This window comes from Halorubrum gandharaense, from assembly GCF_054654575.1.
The window spans coordinates 226,339-240,308 of the sequence record NZ_BAAIET010000002.1; the positions used below are offsets into that span (position 1 = coordinate 226,339).

Here is a 13,970-nt window from a genome sequence, read left to right on the forward strand (position 1 = left end):
CATGAAAGAGTACCAAACCATCACCGAGATCAGCGGTCCGCTGGTGTACGCCGAGGTCGACGAGGCGATCGGCTACGACGAGATCGTCGAGATCGAGACGGCACAGGGGGAGACGCTGCGCGGTCAGGTGCTCGAATCCTCGGAGGGCGTCGTCGCCATCCAGGTGTTCGAGGGCACCTCCGGTATCGACCAGAACGCATCCGTCCGCTTCCTGGGCGAGACGATGAAGATGCCCGTCACCGAGGATCTGCTCGGGCGGGTGCTCGACGGCTCCGGCCGGCCGATCGACGGCGGCCCGGAGATCGTCCCCGAGGAGCGACAGGACATCGTCGGCGCGGCGATCAACCCGTACTCCCGGGAGTATCCCGAGGAGTTCATCGAGACGGGTGTGTCGGCCATCGACGGCATGAACACGCTCGTTCGCGGTCAGAAGCTCCCGATCTTCTCCAGCTCCGGACAGCCGCACTCCGAGCTGGCGATGCAGATCGCTCGGCAGGCATCCGTGCCCGAAGAGGAGGAGGGCGACGACGACGAGGGCTCCGAGTTCGCCGTCATCTTCGGCGCGATGGGGATCACCCAGGAGGAGGCCAACGAGTTCATGGAGGACTTCGAGCGCACCGGCGCGCTCGAACGCTCCGTCGTGTTCATGAACCTCGCGGACGATCCCGCAGTCGAGCGGACGGTCACGCCGCGGATGGTGCTCACCACGGCCGAGTACCTCGCCTTCGAGAAGGACTACCACGTGCTCGTGATCCTCACGGACATGACGAACTACTGTGAGGCGCTCCGCGAGATCGGCGCCGCCCGCGAGGAGGTGCCCGGTCGTCGTGGCTACCCCGGGTACATGTACACGGACCTGGCGCAGCTATACGAGCGCGCCGGCCGGATCAAAGGCCGTGAGGGCTCGGTGACGCAGATCCCGATCCTCACGATGCCCGGCGACGACGAGACCCACCCGATCCCCGACCTGACGGGGTACATCACGGAGGGGCAGATCTACATCGACCCCGACCTCAACAGTCAGGGGCTCCGGCCCCCGATCAACGTCCTGCCCAGCCTGTCGCGGCTGATGGACGACGGCATCGGCGAGGGGCTCACCCGCGCCGACCACGCCGACGTGAAAGACCAGATGTTCGCGGCGTACGCCGAGGGTGAGGACCTTCGCGACCTCGTGAACATCGTCGGTCGCGAGGCGCTCTCCGAGCTCGACAACAAGTATCTCGACTTCGCGGACGCCTTCGAGTCCGAGTTCACCGACCAGGGCTTCGAGACGAACCGCGACCTCGAGACCACGCTGGAGATCGCGTGGGACCTCGTCTCGATGCTCCCGAAAGAGGAGCTCAACCGCATTGACGAGGAGTTCATCGAGGAGCACTACCGCGAGGACGACGCCGACCGCAAGGTCGTCGAGGCTGCCGACTAACCACCATGGCCAAGGACGTCAAACCCACGCGCAAGAACCTGATGGCGATCGAGGACCGCATCGATCTCTCCGAGCGGGGCCACGACACGCTCGAACAGAAGCGTGACGGCCTCATCATGGAGTTCATGGACATCCTCGATCAGGCGCAGGACGTCCGATCGGACATGTCCGAGGACTACGAGTCGGCCCAGCGCAAACTTGACATGGCACGCGCCATGGAGGGCGACGTCGCCGTGCGCGGCGCCGCCGCCGCACTGAAAGAGCATCCGGAGATCACCACCCGCTCGAAGAACATCATGGGCGTCGTGGTGCCGCAGATCGAGTCCTCGAAGGTGCGCAAGTCGCTCGACGAGCGCGGCTACGGGCTGCTCGGCTCCTCGGCGCGGATCGACGAGGCGGCCGACGCCTACGAGGAGCTGCTGGAGACGATCATCCTCGCCGCCGAGGTGGAGACGGCGATGAAGAAGATGCTCGACGAGATCGAGACCACCAAGCGGCGCGTCAACGCCCTCGAGTTCACGCTCCTGCCGCAGCTGTACGAGAACCAGGAGTACATCGAGCAGAAGCTCGAAGAGCAGGAGCGCGAGGAGACCTTCCGGCTCAAGAAGATCAAGACGAAGAAGGAAGAAGAGGAGGACGAGGAGGAAGCCGAGGCGGAAGCGAAGGCCGCGGAAGCCGCCGAAACCGCCGACTGACCGGTCCCGCTCTCTGTCAGTCATTTTTAGGTGTTACTCGTTGAGCGACGGGTATGGTCTGTCCGCACTGTGAGGCACCCGTCGTCGCGTTCGTCGTTCCGGAGGAACTCCTCGCGTACGCGCCCGCTCGCGAGTCGGCGGTGTGCACGCGCTGTCTTCGGACGTTCCGTGCGGCGGAGGCCGGCGTGTCGCCCGCAGGGGAAAGCGCCGCGGACACCGACTTCGCTGCCGTCGACCGCGCCTTTCCGTCCGGCGAGGCGGGCGTCGCGCTCGCGTTGGCGGTGGGCAAACTGGAGTCGCTGGCGCTCAACCGTGCGGCGGTTGAGGCGCTCGTCGAGCATGCACGCAACGCCGGCGTGGACCCGTGGCTCTTTTTCGAGCGGCTGTCGGCGCCCGACGCCGCGTTCGACGTCGAGCGCCGGCGCGAACAGGTGTTGGAGCTGGTGGGCTAGGTGACGAAGCGGAGCAAAGCGGGCGGCTCCGTCGAAACTCCCTGTTCGACACGAACGGGAAACACCCCGGTTGATAGCGACTGCATGGTGGAAGATCCCGAGAGTACGTGTATCGCGTGAGTGGGATCGGCGTTTATATGTGGGACGTTGATGTGTCTGTCTCTCGTTTATAAGGGGCGTTTATTTGGTGAGTTGCTCGTTTTGCTCACGTGAGGGCCGCCTTCAAAAGCCCCAGCCGGCTCCGGGAAGACGGGCCTCGCTGCGCGCTCAAAAGGGCTCGCGGTGCTCGCCCTTTTGAGTGCTTACGTCGCCCGTCTTCCCGGAGCCGGCTGCCCCTTTGAGTCCCACCCCGCACCGCACAGCAACCGCACCTCACGCCTCCCCAGCCTCGTCGTCGCCGCAGGCGACGACTCCCTCGCGCGCCGGCGAGCGCCCGCTGGGCGCTCGCCGGGCGCGCCACCGCACCGCGCCTTCATTTATAAGAGAAGCGTCGCCACCTCTCTCAAGCGTTTATATACCATGTCGCCGGCGACGATCTGCAACACTCACTCCCGAGGTCTCCAGCAACGGTTTGGTACCGAACGAATCCGCGCCGAACGTGTCCGTTCGGGGCTTCAACGGGCCGAACGGGGAGGGGACGCTTAGACGCCCGTCGAGTAGCGGAGAATGCCGGCGATGCCGCCGAACGCGTCGAGCAGCTGTTCGCCCTTCTCGAAGTCGGTGGAGATGAACTTCGTGTCCGTGCCGCGCTGTTCGGCGATCGCCATCAGGTGTTCGATGGCGTCCTCGCGCTCCTCGACGGCGGCCTCCTCGCCGCACTCCGAACACTCGTGGTCCGGCGTCGAGTGGCGGGCGTCGACCACCTCGTACTCCTCGTGGCCGTTTTCACACTCGTAGACGACCACGTCAGAGCGGAGGTCCTCGGAGATGAGCAGCCGGTCGACGGAGCCCATGATCAGGTTTCGGCGGGTCTGCTCGAAGCCGTAGGTGGCCTCCTCGCCGGTGTGGAGGTTCTCGAAGAACTCGTCCATCTGGCGTTTGTCCTCGACGATCTCCTGGTCGGCCAGTGCCTCGCTCGCGTTGTCCACGAGGTCCTTCAGGCCGGACTCGTCGGTGTAGGAGACGTCGAACTTGCCGAGCACCTTGTCCTGGAGCTCGTGGTGGAGGTAATCGCCGTCGAGGAACTCGTCTTTCGTCGGCGAGGGACCGCCCACGAGGATGCCGTCGAGCTCGTGGCGCTTGGGGACGAACAGGTCGTCGGCCATCTCCGCGACCTCCTGATAGAAGTTGTCGATCGCCTCCAGCCGCAGGCGCGCGAATCGCTGGGCTGACTGGCCACCCTTTCGCTGCTTGCCGGGAACCAGCGAGGAGGCGGATTTGACGGGTTCGACGCGTTTGCCCTTCAGCCAGCCGACGTTCGCCTCGCGGCGGTCGAGGACGATGAGCCCGAAGAGCCCGGAGTCTTCGAGCATGTGCTCTAACGGCTCCGTGAGGAACTCGGAGTCACAGTGGTAGCGGAACGACTGGACGGGCTCCGGCGGTGACTCCAGCGTCTTCGTCACCATCTCCGTCTGGCCGCCGCCGGAGCTGATCGCGCCGGAGAAGACGACCATGCCGCCCTCTGGCGGGTAGGTGTCGTAGTACCGGAGCCGGTCTTTGATGCTCGTGAGCGCGTCCTGCACGTTCGTCCGCGTCTGTTTCGACTTGATGTTGGCCGCCTCGCTGTGCTCTTGGGTGACGTGGGCGACCACGTCGGATATCTGCTTGTCGTCGGGGATGTAGATACTCACAAGCTGCGTCCCGGACCCCTCGTACTCGCGGAGGTCCTCGATGACCTTGCGGAACTCGTATTTCCGCCGGTCGTCGCTAGCTTGTTCGGCGTCGCTGCTCATTACATCTCGATAGCTCCCGTGCGTGTAAGTAACCTTTGACCTGCCCGTTTCCGTCGAAACGCGCCCCGTCGTCGGCGGTTTGCCGGTGGTTCGCCGCCGCCGATTTAAAAGGCGCTCCGGTGCCAGCCGCCGTCCACGTCGATCGCTTCGCCCGTGATGTAGCGGGCGGCCGGGGACGCGAGGAACGCGACGGCGGTCGCGAAGTCGTCGGGGTCGCCGAGGTCGTCGACGTCGAGCTCGGCAGCTCGAAGCCGACGGGCCTCCTCGAAGCTCACGTCTTCCTCGTCGGCAAGCAGCTGGATCTTGTCCGCGAGTCGGTCGGTGACGATGCCGCGGGGACACGCGCAGTTGAGCCGAACGTCCGGCCCCCACTCGTGAGCCAGCGAGCGCGAGAGCGCGTAGATGCCGGGCCGGAACGCCGCCTGCATCACGTCGCCGCCGAACGGCTCGCGCGCGGTGGCGCTCACGACGTTGACGACGCTGCCGCCGTTGCTGTCGGCTAGGTGCGGCAGACACGTTCGTAGCGTCAGGGCGGTCGAGCGCAACACCGAGCGGTACGTCTCGTCCAACTTCGCGGTCGTCGTCTCGGTGAGCGGTTGCACCGGCGGACCGCCGTGGTTGGTCACGAGCACGTCGAGCCCGCCGGCCTCCTCGATGGCGGTCTCCAGTGCCTCGACCAGCTCCTCGTCTGCCGCGAGGTCGAGTGTGCGCGTGTGAACCGTCTCAGGGTCGGCGTCCGTGGCGTCAAGCAGGCGCGCGCGGGCGTCGGCCAGCCGGTCGGCCGACCGCGAACACAGCGTCACGTCGGCGCCCTCGTCGGCCAGTCGCTCCGCGCAGGCGTATCCTAACCCCTTGCTGGCGGCGGTGACGAGGGCTCGTTTGCCGTCGAGCTCGAGCTCCATCTCACTCCTCTCGGGGAGCGACGATGACGGGGCGGTCCGAGTTGAGGATCACCGCTTGCGTCACGCTTCCGAAGACGGCCTTGCCGACGGGCGACCGGCCGCGTACGCCGAGGATCAGCGAGTCAGCGTCCACGTCGCCGGACACGTCGAGGATCGCCTCGGCGGTCTCCTCGGCGACGACTTGCCGGCGTTCGGTCTCCACGCCGGCGTCTGCGAGGGCGTCCTCGACGTATTCGACGGACGAAGGGACGCCCTGGAGCTCCTCGATGTCGCGATTGAGGTCGGCGATCAGCCGCGTCCCGGCCTCGTCGGCGGGCATGTCGATCTCCTCGTGGACGTGGAGGAGGACGACCGAGAGCTCCTCCGGCTCGGCTGGCAGCGACAGCAGGGTGTCCACCTGGCTTTCGGCGCGCTCCTCGTCGACGTCGACTGGCATGACGACTCGGTACATACGGTGACGTGTGTCGCACGCACGGAAATAATGCCCCCCTGCGGCAGGTTCCTCACGGTCGGCCGTGAACAATACTTCAGCTCCGCCGTTCGCCGAATTCGTACAGCACCACCGAGGTGACCGAGCCGGCGCCGGCGAGCGCTGCGAGCACCAAGAACAGGTGGTCGAACGTGCCGAGGGTCAACACCACGCCGGCGAGGCTGGCGCCGAGCGCGCCAACGCCGAAGATCGCGAGGTAGGTGTAGCCGAACGAGAGTCCGCGGGCTTCCGGCGGCGAGTAGGCGGCGACGGTGGCCTGCGAGAGCGGCTGGATCGAGAAGAGGGCAACGCCAAGCAGCAGCGAGACGACGACGAACGACGGCACGGTCGCGGTCGCCGGGACGAACGCTAACGCGAGCGCGGCCATGACCCCGAGCATCAGCGTCAGCCCCCGTTCAGTGGGCAGGCGGTCGGCGAGCTTGCCGCCGATGAACTGCCCGGCGACGCCGACGGTGAGAATGGCGACGTAGAAGTAGCGCGCCACGTCGAACTCCTCGGCGTAGGGGCTGTCGGGATCGAAAATCTCGATCGTCACCAGTCCGTCGAGCACGTCGCCGAGCAGATCCGGCAGGAACGTGAGGAACGCCCGGTAGTAGAGGCCGTTGAACGTCACGACCATGAGCACGAGCACGAAGCCGAGCGTGAGCAACACCTTGGTGTCGCTGACGATGCTGGCGGCCGACACCTGGCCTTTCGTCCCGCCGGCGTCCTCGGCGTCGAACGCGCCGCCGCCCTCCTCGAACTCGATCAGCAGCCCGTACGCGACCACGACGATCGCGGGGAGGGTGAGCGCGACGGCGACGGCTCGCCAGTCGAACCACAGCAGGAGGACGGCGGTCGCCAGCGGCCCGAACGCGATGCCGACGTTGCCCCCCATTCCGTGGTAGCCGAGCGCAGTGCCGGGATTCGCAACGCTCTTTGAGAGCAGCGCCAGCCCCGCGGGGTGGTAGACGGAGGCGGTGGCGCCCCATAGCGCGATGGCGGCCGCCAGCACGTAGATGTTGGGCGCGCCGGCAGCGAGCACGAACGAGACGGCCATCCCGACCAGACAGGCGAGGATGAGGGGTTTCGAGCCGAACCGGTCGACGAGCACGCCGCCGGGGAGCGCACCGACCCCGAACAGCCCGTAGCCGACCGTCACGAGCGCGCCGAGCACCGCGGCGGAGACGGAGAACTCGACGAGCCAGACGGTCATCAGAATGGGGATCGAGAGCTCGTAAGTGTGCACCAGCCCGTGCGCCACGGCGGTGAACGAGACGATCCGGCGGTCGTTGTCGTCCATCGGATGCTCGCTACTCGTGCACACGAGACCAAGTAGCCGGCGGAGCGTGCGGGGGTTGCCGGATCCGCGGGGCTGGTCGGCTACTCCAGTAGCTCGGGGAGCTCGTTCACGTCGTCCACGACGGCGTCGGCGCCGACCTCGGTGTACTTCCGTCGGCCCTCCTCGCCCGTGAGCCCCCCGGTGAGCACGCCGATCCCGTAGTAGACGCGATCCTCGTCGTGCTCGTCGGCGTTGCGTGCGGTGCGCACGTCGTCGAGGGTGTCGCCGACGAACGCCACGCGCTCGGCGTCGAACCGCTCGGCGAGCGTCACCAGCGCGCGAGGGTGCGGTTTCCCCTCCTCCCAGTCGTCCATCGTGAAGCGGTGCTCGTCGGCAACGTCGAGTCCGACGCGGTCCAGCGCGATGTCGGCCTCCGCGGCGGGCCGTCCCGTGAGCACGCCAACGTCGAACTCCTTCCGGAGGTCGTCGATCGTCTCCGCCTTGAGCAACACCGGCTCGTCGTGGATGTAGCCGTCGGCCTCGAACGGCGGCTCGCCCTCCTCAAGCTCCCGGTAGAGGTCGCTGCCGAGGTACAGCGCCTGGAACGTCTCGTGGAGCCGGTCGGTGTCCCACTGGTCGCGCACGCGGGCCTGCGGCACGCTCGGGAGGTCACCTACCACCGACTTGGCCGCTTCGAGCCCGCCGCCCGCCTCGGCGATCCGGTCGGTGAACTCGTCGACCTCCATGTGGAGCCCCTCGCGGTTGGCGAGCACGAAGAGGGCGGCGGCGTACGTCAGCTCCCAGTCGTTGTTGAAGCCGCCGGCGTCCTTGAACGCCTGGACGGCGTCACGGTCGATGGTGCGGCCGTACACCCGGTCGACCGACTCGATGATCGCGCGACGGTAGGAGTCTGCGACGTCCACCAGCACCCCGTCGATGTCGAGAACGACTGCGTCCACCTGCATATGGTTCAATCGGCGTGGGGCTCCCGAAAGAGCGTTCCGGCTTTCGACGGCCGGCGAGTGGGGTCCGGCGCTTACTGCGGCTCCACAACGTACAACGTCTCGCGACCCACGGTCCGTCGCTCGGCGGGGACGACGGGCTCCTCGAACCCGAGCGTGGTGAACGCGAACGTCGCGTCCAGCCGGTGGGCCAGCTTGCGGGTCGGCCGCTGGAGCTCGGCGGGCAGGTTGCAGGCGTACACCGCGTCGAACGGCCCGCCGAGGCCACCGTTGACGGTTCCGCCGAGGTCGCCGGCGGGATCCAGGCTGTCGGCGAGCGCGAGCACGTCGCCGACCGCGAACCGAAGGCTTCCCGGAGCAGCTTCGCTCTCGGGGTCAGGCCCTGGTGGGGCTGGGAGCGCCTCGGCGCGCACGTCGATGGCGACCACCTCGCGGCCGCGCGCGGCGAGCTCGCGTGCGACCTCCGGGCGAGTGCCGACGCCGACCTCCAGAAGGCGGTCGAAGTCGGCGAGTGCGTCGACGAGTGGGCCACGGTCTGAAGCGGTCACGACGCGGGGTTTATGCGTGCTGCGGACAAAAACCGTCGCATGCTCGTGGACATCGTTCCAGTGGGGGATGTCGCCCCGCGTGCCAAGCGGGAGGCCTCCAGTGCGCTGCGGTCGGTTTACGATTGTGACGTGACGGTCCACGACGACCAGCCCGTCCCCGAAACCGCCTACGACGAGAGCCGCGGCCAGTATCGTGCGGAGGACCTCATCGAGGTCGTCGGCCGGGTCGGTAGCGGTGAGAAGAACATCGGCATCACCCCGCAGGACCTCTACTACCGCCGGCGCAACTACGTGTTCGGGCTGGCGTACCTCAACGGCAAGGGGTCGGTTATCTCGACGTACCGGCTCCAGACCTCCTCGGACGGCGGCATCTCGACGAAGCCCGCCGCCGACGTGTTCGCCGACCGCGTCCGCAAGGAGGCGGTCCACGAGGTGGGTCACACCCTCGGACTCGAACACTGCGACAACAGCAAATGCGTGATGTCGTTCTCTCCGACCGTCCGTGAGGTCGACGTCAAAGAGGAGAACCTCTGTGGTTCCTGTTCACGGCTGATCCGCTAACGTCGATTTTGCGACTGCCGTCGCGGAACCGGGCGCCGGCGCGCTCCGGCTGCCGGAGGGGAGCGGCTTCAAAGACGGGGCCCCGAAGAGGCGACTACACCGAGTAGTAGTACTCGCCGTCGCGCTTCTGCGAGCGGTCCTTCTGTGACCCCGGCTTGTTGATCCGGGGGCGTCCCGTCCGCTCGTCGCGGCGGAACGTGATGTCGAGGTCGGCGAGGAAGTCGTTCATCCCCTCGCGCATCTCCTGTGGCGGGGCGGCGTGCCCGTGGTCGGCGGGTTCGCCGTCGAACACCATCAGGCGGTCGGCCAGCAGGTCGATCATGTAGATGTCGTGGTCGATCACCATCACCGTCGCGTCGTGGTTCTCCGCGTAGCGGCGGATGGCGGTCGTCGCGCGCACCCGCTGTTCGACGTCGAGGTGTGCGGAGGGCTCGTCCAGCAGGTAGAGGTCGGCGTCCTCGGAGAGACACGCCGCGATGGCGACCCGCTGGCGCTCGCCGCCGGAGAGGTCGGTGAGCTGCTGTTCCATGATCCGGTCGAGCTGGAGCGGCTGGGCGACCTCCGTGTTCCAGTAGGAGGTGCCAAACTCGTCGGTGATCGACGAGAGGAACGTGTCGACCCGCATCGGCTGGTCGATCTCGATGTACTGCGGCTTGTACGCGATGTCGAGCGCGAAGTCGAGCTCCCCCTCGTCGGGGATGAGCTCGCCGGCGAACAGCTTCGCGAGCGTCGACTTCCCGATCCCGTTGGGACCGACGACGCCGAGCACCTCCGACTGGAAGATGGTGCCGCCCTCCACGTCGAGGGAGAACTCGCCGTCGCCGTACGACTTGTGGAGGTCCGGGTACTCGACCAGTGGGGTTCCCTTCGAGGAGACGCGCGGGGCGTGCTCCTCGAAGGTGATCGCGTTCGGCCGGATGCGCATGTTCTCGTTGTCGAGGTACCCCTTCAGGTACTCGTTGATGCCGTTCCGGACCGATTTCGGGTCCGTGATAACCCCGTATGCCCCGGGCTCACCGTACGCGACGTGGAGCGTGTCCGCGAGGAGGTCGAGGATCGCGAGGTCGTGTTCGACGACGAGCATCGAGCGGTCGGCGCTCTCGTCGTTCGACAGCTCCTGGATGAGCCGCGCGACGACCATCCGCTGGCCGATGTCGAGGTACGGCGTGATCTCGTCGAGGAAGTAGAAGTCGGCGTCCCGGGCGAGGCAGGCCGCGATGGCGACCCGCTGGAGCTCGCCGCCCGAGATGGAGTCGATGTCCTGGTCCATCACCGGCCGGATGTTGAGCCGGTCGATGAGGTAGTCGAGCTCGCCGCGCTCGTCGGTGCGCTCCAGCAGCTCGCGAGTGTTGCCGTCGAACTGCTTGGGAATCTGGTCGACGTACTGCGGCTTGCGAGCCACGGTCACGTCGCCGTCCTTGAGCCGTTCGAGGTAGCTCTGGAGGCCGGTGCCACGGAACCGGTCGAGGACGGCCTCCCAGCTGGCGTCCGACTCGTGGTCGCCGAGGTTCGGCACCATCTCGCCGGCGAGCGCGTGGACCGCCGTCGACTTCCCGATGCCGTTCGGGCCGAGGATTCCGGTGACGCTCCCGGGCTCGGGCGTGGGAAGCCCGTACAGCGCGAAGGCGTTCTCGCCGTAGCGGTGCACGGGTTCCTCCTCCAGTTCGGACGGGAGGTTGATGATCTCGATCGCGTCGAATGGGCACTTCTCGACGCAGATACCACAGGTCTCGCCGAGACAGATCTCCTCGGAGATCTGGATCTGGTCGGGGTCGCCCTCGGGGACGTCCGTGCCGCGCTCGGTGATACACTCCTTGCCCGTCCGGTTGGGCGGACAGTAGTTCGCACACTCGTAGTTGCAGCGGTCGGGCTGGCAGCGGTCCAGGTCGACCACGGCGATGCTGTCGTCGGCCATCTACAGATTCACCGCCGATGTGAGCAGGATGGTGTAGCTGATGAACCACAGCGTGAACGTGAGAAACGCCACGAAGAGGTTGTCCTTCACGCCGAAGTCGCCAACGCCGATCACCTTGTAGATCGGATACTGGGCGAGGACGAAGACGCCCATCACCAGCACCGCCGTGGTCTCGCCCGCGGCCTCGGGGGTCGTCCCGACGTAGGCGGCAGACACCACGCCCGCGGCGATCCCCGCGAGACAGCAGATCGTGGTGACGACCACGCTCCGGGTGTGACCCGTGATCCGCGGCTCGTCGCTCGGCTCGTCGCTCATACGTAACGCGTCCGCTTGCGCCCGTGAAAAGGTGTTCGTTCCGTCCGTCGTCCGGGGTCCGGGGCGTCCGCCGGCATTCGTGGTGCTCGCCGGCCGCCGTGCTCGCCGGGCACACTGTGTCCGTGCTCGCCGTGGCGCCGGCGACCGTCCCACAGGGTATCGGCCTAGCGCGGATGGGGGATCGACGGCGACCGCGCGCGAGCCACGCGAGACCGTCGAAACTGACTGACCAGTCAGTCTGTCACCCGGAATGAAGAAATTCTTGCCGGTTAATGGGGTTAAAACCGGTTGATTTAGCCGCTACCGGTGTGCGAAACGCCACCATTCCATCAACATTTATCACCGAGTACGGTTTCGACCCGTAACGATGGCTGGAACCCAACAGGAGAGTCTCGACGACCTGCCGCCGAGCGCCAAGCTCGTCTTCAAGGTCCTGGAGTACAACGGACCGCTGACACAGAAGGGGATCGTTCAGGAGTCGATGCTGTCGGCCCGCACCGTTCGCTACGCACTCGAACGGCTGGAGGGGATCAGCGTCGTCGACGAGGACGTCTACTTCGCGGACGCCCGACAGAACCTCTATCAGCTGACGGAGCCGGCCCAGGAGTTCACGGGCGACGACTCCGAGGCGTCCTGTACGGCCGACTGAGCCGCCGACCTCACTCGCGTTCTTCTGCGGCTATCTCTCTCGCGCCGGAGACGGCGTTCGCCACGGTGAGCCCCGCCGCCACCAGTAGGCCGAACGTCGCCGCCAGCACGAACGCCAGCAGGAGGAACCACACCTCCGGGCCGAACAGCGGGTAGTCGCGCACCTCGACGACGGGGCCGAGCAGCTCCAGCGTCCGGACGAGGTACAACGCCACCGCCAGCAGGAGCCCGGTGGCCGCGCCGACCTTCGCGTTCCGGTAGAACCCCAGCGACTCCAACAGCACGAGCATCGGTGGTTTCGAGGAGTCCTCCTCGGCGGCGTCGTTCTGGCTCACGGGGGCTCGTAGCGCCCGCGGGCGCAAAGAGGCGTCGAACCCGGTTGGCGGTGGCGGCGGGCGGGGTGATCCGGTGCCGACCGCGCCGGCGACAGCGCTCAAGTGTCACGCGCCCGAAGGTCGCCCGTGACCCGCGTACTCCTCTCCGACTACCCGATGATCGACCCGTCCGTCTACCGCGAGCGGCTCGCCGGCGCCGTCGACGAGTCGGTGACCGTCGACGTGGCGGAGCTGGGCGACGCCGACAGGCTGGTGGAGGCGGCCAGCGGCGGCCCCGACGCCGAGCCGGCCGCCGCCGTCGTCACCGACATCAAGACGCCCGTGCCGGCAGCAGCGGTCGACGCGCTCGACCTCGATATCGTCGTCCGCTCGGCCGTCGGCGTCGGCAACATCGACGTGGCGGCCGCCGACGAGCACGGCGCCGTCGTCGCCAACGTTCCCGGCTACTGCACCGACGAGGTGGCCACCCACGCGGTCGGACTGCTGCTCGACTGTCTCCGGTCGCTGAAGCCGTACGACGACGCGGTCGCCGACGGCGACTGGTCGTGGCAGGACGGACGCCCGATTCGGCGCCTTCGGGGGGCGACCGTCGGCCTCGTCTCCTTCGGTCCGATCGCCCGCCGCGCGGCCGAGCAGCTCTCCGGATTCGGCGTGGAACTGCTGGCGTACGACCCGTACGTCGACGCCGACGAGATGGCCGCGGCGACTGCGGACGGCGTCGAGAAGGTGGGCTTCGACGAGCTGTTCGCGCGTGCCGACCATGTCTCCGTCCACGCGCCGCTCACGGAGGAAACCCGCGGAATGGTCGACGCCGACGCGCTCGCGGCGCTGGCGCCGGATAGCGTCCTCGTCAACACCGGCCGTGGTCCGGTCGTCGACGAGGACGCCCTTTTGAGTGCGCTGGAGGACGATGACGGGCTCAAAGCCGCCGGCCTTGACGTGCTCGCGGAGGAGCCCCCCGATGACAACCCGCTCGTCGGGCGCCCGGATACCGTGGTGACGCCACACGCCGCGTGGTACAGCGAGGACGCCCGCGAGGAGGTGAACCGCCGCGGCGCGGACGCCGTCGCCGCCGTCCTGAACGGCGAGGTGCCCGACGACCGCGTGGACCCGAACGCGGACTGGCTGTGAGAGGACGTGGTTGTGGTTGGTGACTGATAAGGGGTTGACACGGTGAGTGCGCCGTCGAACGGCCTCAACGTCTCAGCCAGGTCCTTATAAGCGGGTTGTGCGGTGAGAACGACGACTGTGGAGAACGAGGCCGCCAAAGCCCCAGTCGGCACCTTATAAGCAACTGATGGAGTGAGGATGACGGCGAACACCTGCAAAGCCCCAGCCTGCTCCGGTTGAGGGCCTCCGTTCGCTCCTCGCTCACTTCGTTCGCTGCGGTGCTACGGTCGGCCGTCTTCCCGGAGCAGACTGCCCCTTTGAGTCCCGCCCCGCACGGCACCGCAACCGCACCTCACGCCTCCCCAGCCTCGGCCGACGGCGGCCGCGGGACCGCACCGCACCGCCGCGGCCGCCGTCGACCTCCCTCGCGCTCCCCTCGCGCCTTATCAGGCGCTCGGGGG

Annotated in this window: 15 protein-coding genes; 6 read left to right on the top strand and 9 right to left on the bottom strand. The window is 67.4% G+C overall.

The window, feature by feature from the left end:
* Nucleotide 1: 1 nt before the first annotated feature.
* From ACYQ07_RS10120 to ACYQ07_RS10130, 3 genes are read left to right on the top strand one after another with little or no spacing between them, the layout of a single operon-like run.
* A complete protein-coding gene (locus tag ACYQ07_RS10120; RefSeq protein ID WP_459880913.1) occupies nt 2-1,423 on the top strand; it encodes a V-type ATP synthase subunit B in 1,422 nt (473 codons plus the stop codon).
* A 5-nt stretch (nt 1,424-1,428) separates the two neighbouring features.
* Nucleotides 1,429-2,118 carry a V-type ATP synthase subunit D gene (locus ACYQ07_RS10125; RefSeq protein WP_459880916.1) on the top strand — a complete coding sequence of 230 codons (690 nt, stop codon included), beginning with the start codon at nt 1,429-1,431 and terminating at the stop codon, nt 2,116-2,118.
* 53 nt (nt 2,119-2,171) lie between these two features.
* Complete coding sequence (locus ACYQ07_RS10130; RefSeq protein ID WP_459880919.1) at nt 2,172-2,570, top strand: DUF6276 family protein; 399 nt, start codon at nt 2,172-2,174, stop codon at nt 2,568-2,570.
* A gap of 641 nt (nt 2,571-3,211) precedes the next feature.
* Here ACYQ07_RS10130 and prf1 read toward each other — a convergent pair.
* The 6 genes from prf1 to ACYQ07_RS10160 all read right to left on the bottom strand — a co-directional run bounded on the left by prf1 (nt 3,212) and on the right by ACYQ07_RS10160 (nt 8,625).
* Entirely contained in the window at nt 3,212-4,462 is a 1,251-nt protein-coding gene (gene prf1 / locus ACYQ07_RS10135) for a peptide chain release factor aRF-1 (protein WP_459880922.1), read from the bottom strand.
* A gap of 104 nt (nt 4,463-4,566) precedes the next feature.
* Entirely contained in the window at nt 4,567-5,364 is a 798-nt protein-coding gene (locus ACYQ07_RS10140) for an SDR family NAD(P)-dependent oxidoreductase (RefSeq protein ID WP_459880925.1), read from the bottom strand.
* 1 nt (nt 5,365) lies between these two features.
* A complete protein-coding gene (locus ACYQ07_RS10145; protein WP_459880928.1) occupies nt 5,366-5,815 on the bottom strand; it encodes a universal stress protein in 450 nt (149 codons plus the stop codon).
* Between the two features lie 76 nt (nt 5,816-5,891).
* Nucleotides 5,892-7,136, bottom strand: coding sequence for an MFS transporter (locus tag ACYQ07_RS10150; protein ID WP_459880931.1), 1,245 nt, complete (start codon nt 7,134-7,136; stop codon nt 5,892-5,894).
* A gap of 80 nt (nt 7,137-7,216) precedes the next feature.
* Nucleotides 7,217-8,080 (bottom strand): TIGR01548 family HAD-type hydrolase, encoded by an 864-nt coding sequence (locus ACYQ07_RS10155; protein WP_459880934.1) that lies wholly within the window; start codon nt 8,078-8,080, stop codon nt 7,217-7,219.
* A 71-nt stretch (nt 8,081-8,151) separates the two neighbouring features.
* The gene (locus ACYQ07_RS10160; RefSeq protein ID WP_459880937.1) at nt 8,152-8,625 is read right to left on the bottom strand and encodes a UPF0146 family protein; all 474 of its coding nucleotides are present in this window, start codon (nt 8,623-8,625) and stop codon (nt 8,152-8,154) included.
* A gap of 39 nt (nt 8,626-8,664) precedes the next feature.
* Here ACYQ07_RS10160 and ACYQ07_RS10165 point away from each other — a divergent pair, with 39 nt between their 5' ends.
* Nucleotides 8,665-9,186 carry an archaemetzincin family Zn-dependent metalloprotease gene (locus tag ACYQ07_RS10165; protein ID WP_459880940.1) on the top strand — a complete coding sequence of 174 codons (522 nt, stop codon included), beginning with the start codon at nt 8,665-8,667 and terminating at the stop codon, nt 9,184-9,186.
* Between the two features lie 94 nt (nt 9,187-9,280).
* Here the strand turns inward: ACYQ07_RS10165 and ACYQ07_RS10170 are convergent, their stop codons facing one another.
* Together ACYQ07_RS10170 and ACYQ07_RS10175 are read right to left on the bottom strand one after the other, a co-directional pair.
* Nucleotides 9,281-11,101, bottom strand: coding sequence for a ribosome biogenesis/translation initiation ATPase RLI (locus ACYQ07_RS10170; protein WP_459880943.1), 1,821 nt, complete (start codon nt 11,099-11,101; stop codon nt 9,281-9,283).
* Nucleotides 11,102-11,416, bottom strand: coding sequence for an EMC6-like membrane protein (locus ACYQ07_RS10175; RefSeq protein WP_459880946.1), 315 nt, complete (start codon nt 11,414-11,416; stop codon nt 11,102-11,104).
* A 367-nt stretch (nt 11,417-11,783) separates the two neighbouring features.
* Between ACYQ07_RS10175 and ACYQ07_RS10180 the strand changes: the two genes are divergently transcribed.
* Complete coding sequence (locus ACYQ07_RS10180; RefSeq protein WP_459880949.1) at nt 11,784-12,065, top strand: MarR family transcriptional regulator; 282 nt, start codon at nt 11,784-11,786, stop codon at nt 12,063-12,065.
* A gap of 10 nt (nt 12,066-12,075) precedes the next feature.
* On the opposite strand, the gene ACYQ07_RS10185 is transcribed toward ACYQ07_RS10180, so the two are convergent.
* Nucleotides 12,076-12,354 carry a DUF7536 family protein gene (locus ACYQ07_RS10185; RefSeq protein WP_459883051.1) on the bottom strand — a complete coding sequence of 93 codons (279 nt, stop codon included), beginning with the start codon at nt 12,352-12,354 and terminating at the stop codon, nt 12,076-12,078.
* Between the two features lie 171 nt (nt 12,355-12,525).
* Here ACYQ07_RS10185 and ACYQ07_RS10190 point away from each other — a divergent pair, with 171 nt between their 5' ends.
* Entirely contained in the window at nt 12,526-13,530 is a 1,005-nt protein-coding gene (locus tag ACYQ07_RS10190; RefSeq protein WP_459880952.1) for a C-terminal binding protein, read from the top strand.
* Nucleotides 13,531-13,970 lie beyond the last annotated feature (440 nt).

Bases quoted from the DNA above. Each gene is read 5' to 3' on its own strand.
- ACYQ07_RS10155 (WP_459880934.1), bottom strand. From the start codon at position 8,080: ATGCAGGTGGACGCAGTCGTTCTCGACATCGACGGGGTGCTGGTGGAC.
- ACYQ07_RS10170 (WP_459880943.1), bottom strand. From the start codon at position 11,101: ATGGCCGACGACAGCATCGCCGTGGTCGACCTGGACCGCTGCCAGCCC.
- ACYQ07_RS10150 (WP_459880931.1), bottom strand. From the start codon at position 7,136: ATGGACGACAACGACCGCCGGATCGTCTCGTTCACCGCCGTGGCGCAC.
- ACYQ07_RS10165 (WP_459880940.1), top strand. From the start codon at position 8,665: ATGCTCGTGGACATCGTTCCAGTGGGGGATGTCGCCCCGCGTGCCAAG.
- ACYQ07_RS10140 (WP_459880925.1), bottom strand. From the start codon at position 5,364: ATGGAGCTCGAGCTCGACGGCAAACGAGCCCTCGTCACCGCCGCCAGC.
- prf1 (WP_459880922.1), bottom strand. From the start codon at position 4,462: ATGAGCAGCGACGCCGAACAAGCTAGCGACGACCGGCGGAAATACGAG.
- ACYQ07_RS10145 (WP_459880928.1), bottom strand. From the start codon at position 5,815: ATGTACCGAGTCGTCATGCCAGTCGACGTCGACGAGGAGCGCGCCGAA.
- ACYQ07_RS10175 (WP_459880946.1), bottom strand. From the start codon at position 11,416: ATGAGCGACGAGCCGAGCGACGAGCCGCGGATCACGGGTCACACCCGG.
- ACYQ07_RS10125 (WP_459880916.1), top strand. From the start codon at position 1,429: ATGGCCAAGGACGTCAAACCCACGCGCAAGAACCTGATGGCGATCGAG.
- ACYQ07_RS10185 (WP_459883051.1), bottom strand. From the start codon at position 12,354: ATGCTCGTGCTGTTGGAGTCGCTGGGGTTCTACCGGAACGCGAAGGTC.
- ACYQ07_RS10130 (WP_459880919.1), top strand. From the start codon at position 2,172: ATGGTCTGTCCGCACTGTGAGGCACCCGTCGTCGCGTTCGTCGTTCCG.
- ACYQ07_RS10120 (WP_459880913.1), top strand. From the start codon at position 2: ATGAAAGAGTACCAAACCATCACCGAGATCAGCGGTCCGCTGGTGTAC.
- ACYQ07_RS10180 (WP_459880949.1), top strand. From the start codon at position 11,784: ATGGCTGGAACCCAACAGGAGAGTCTCGACGACCTGCCGCCGAGCGCC.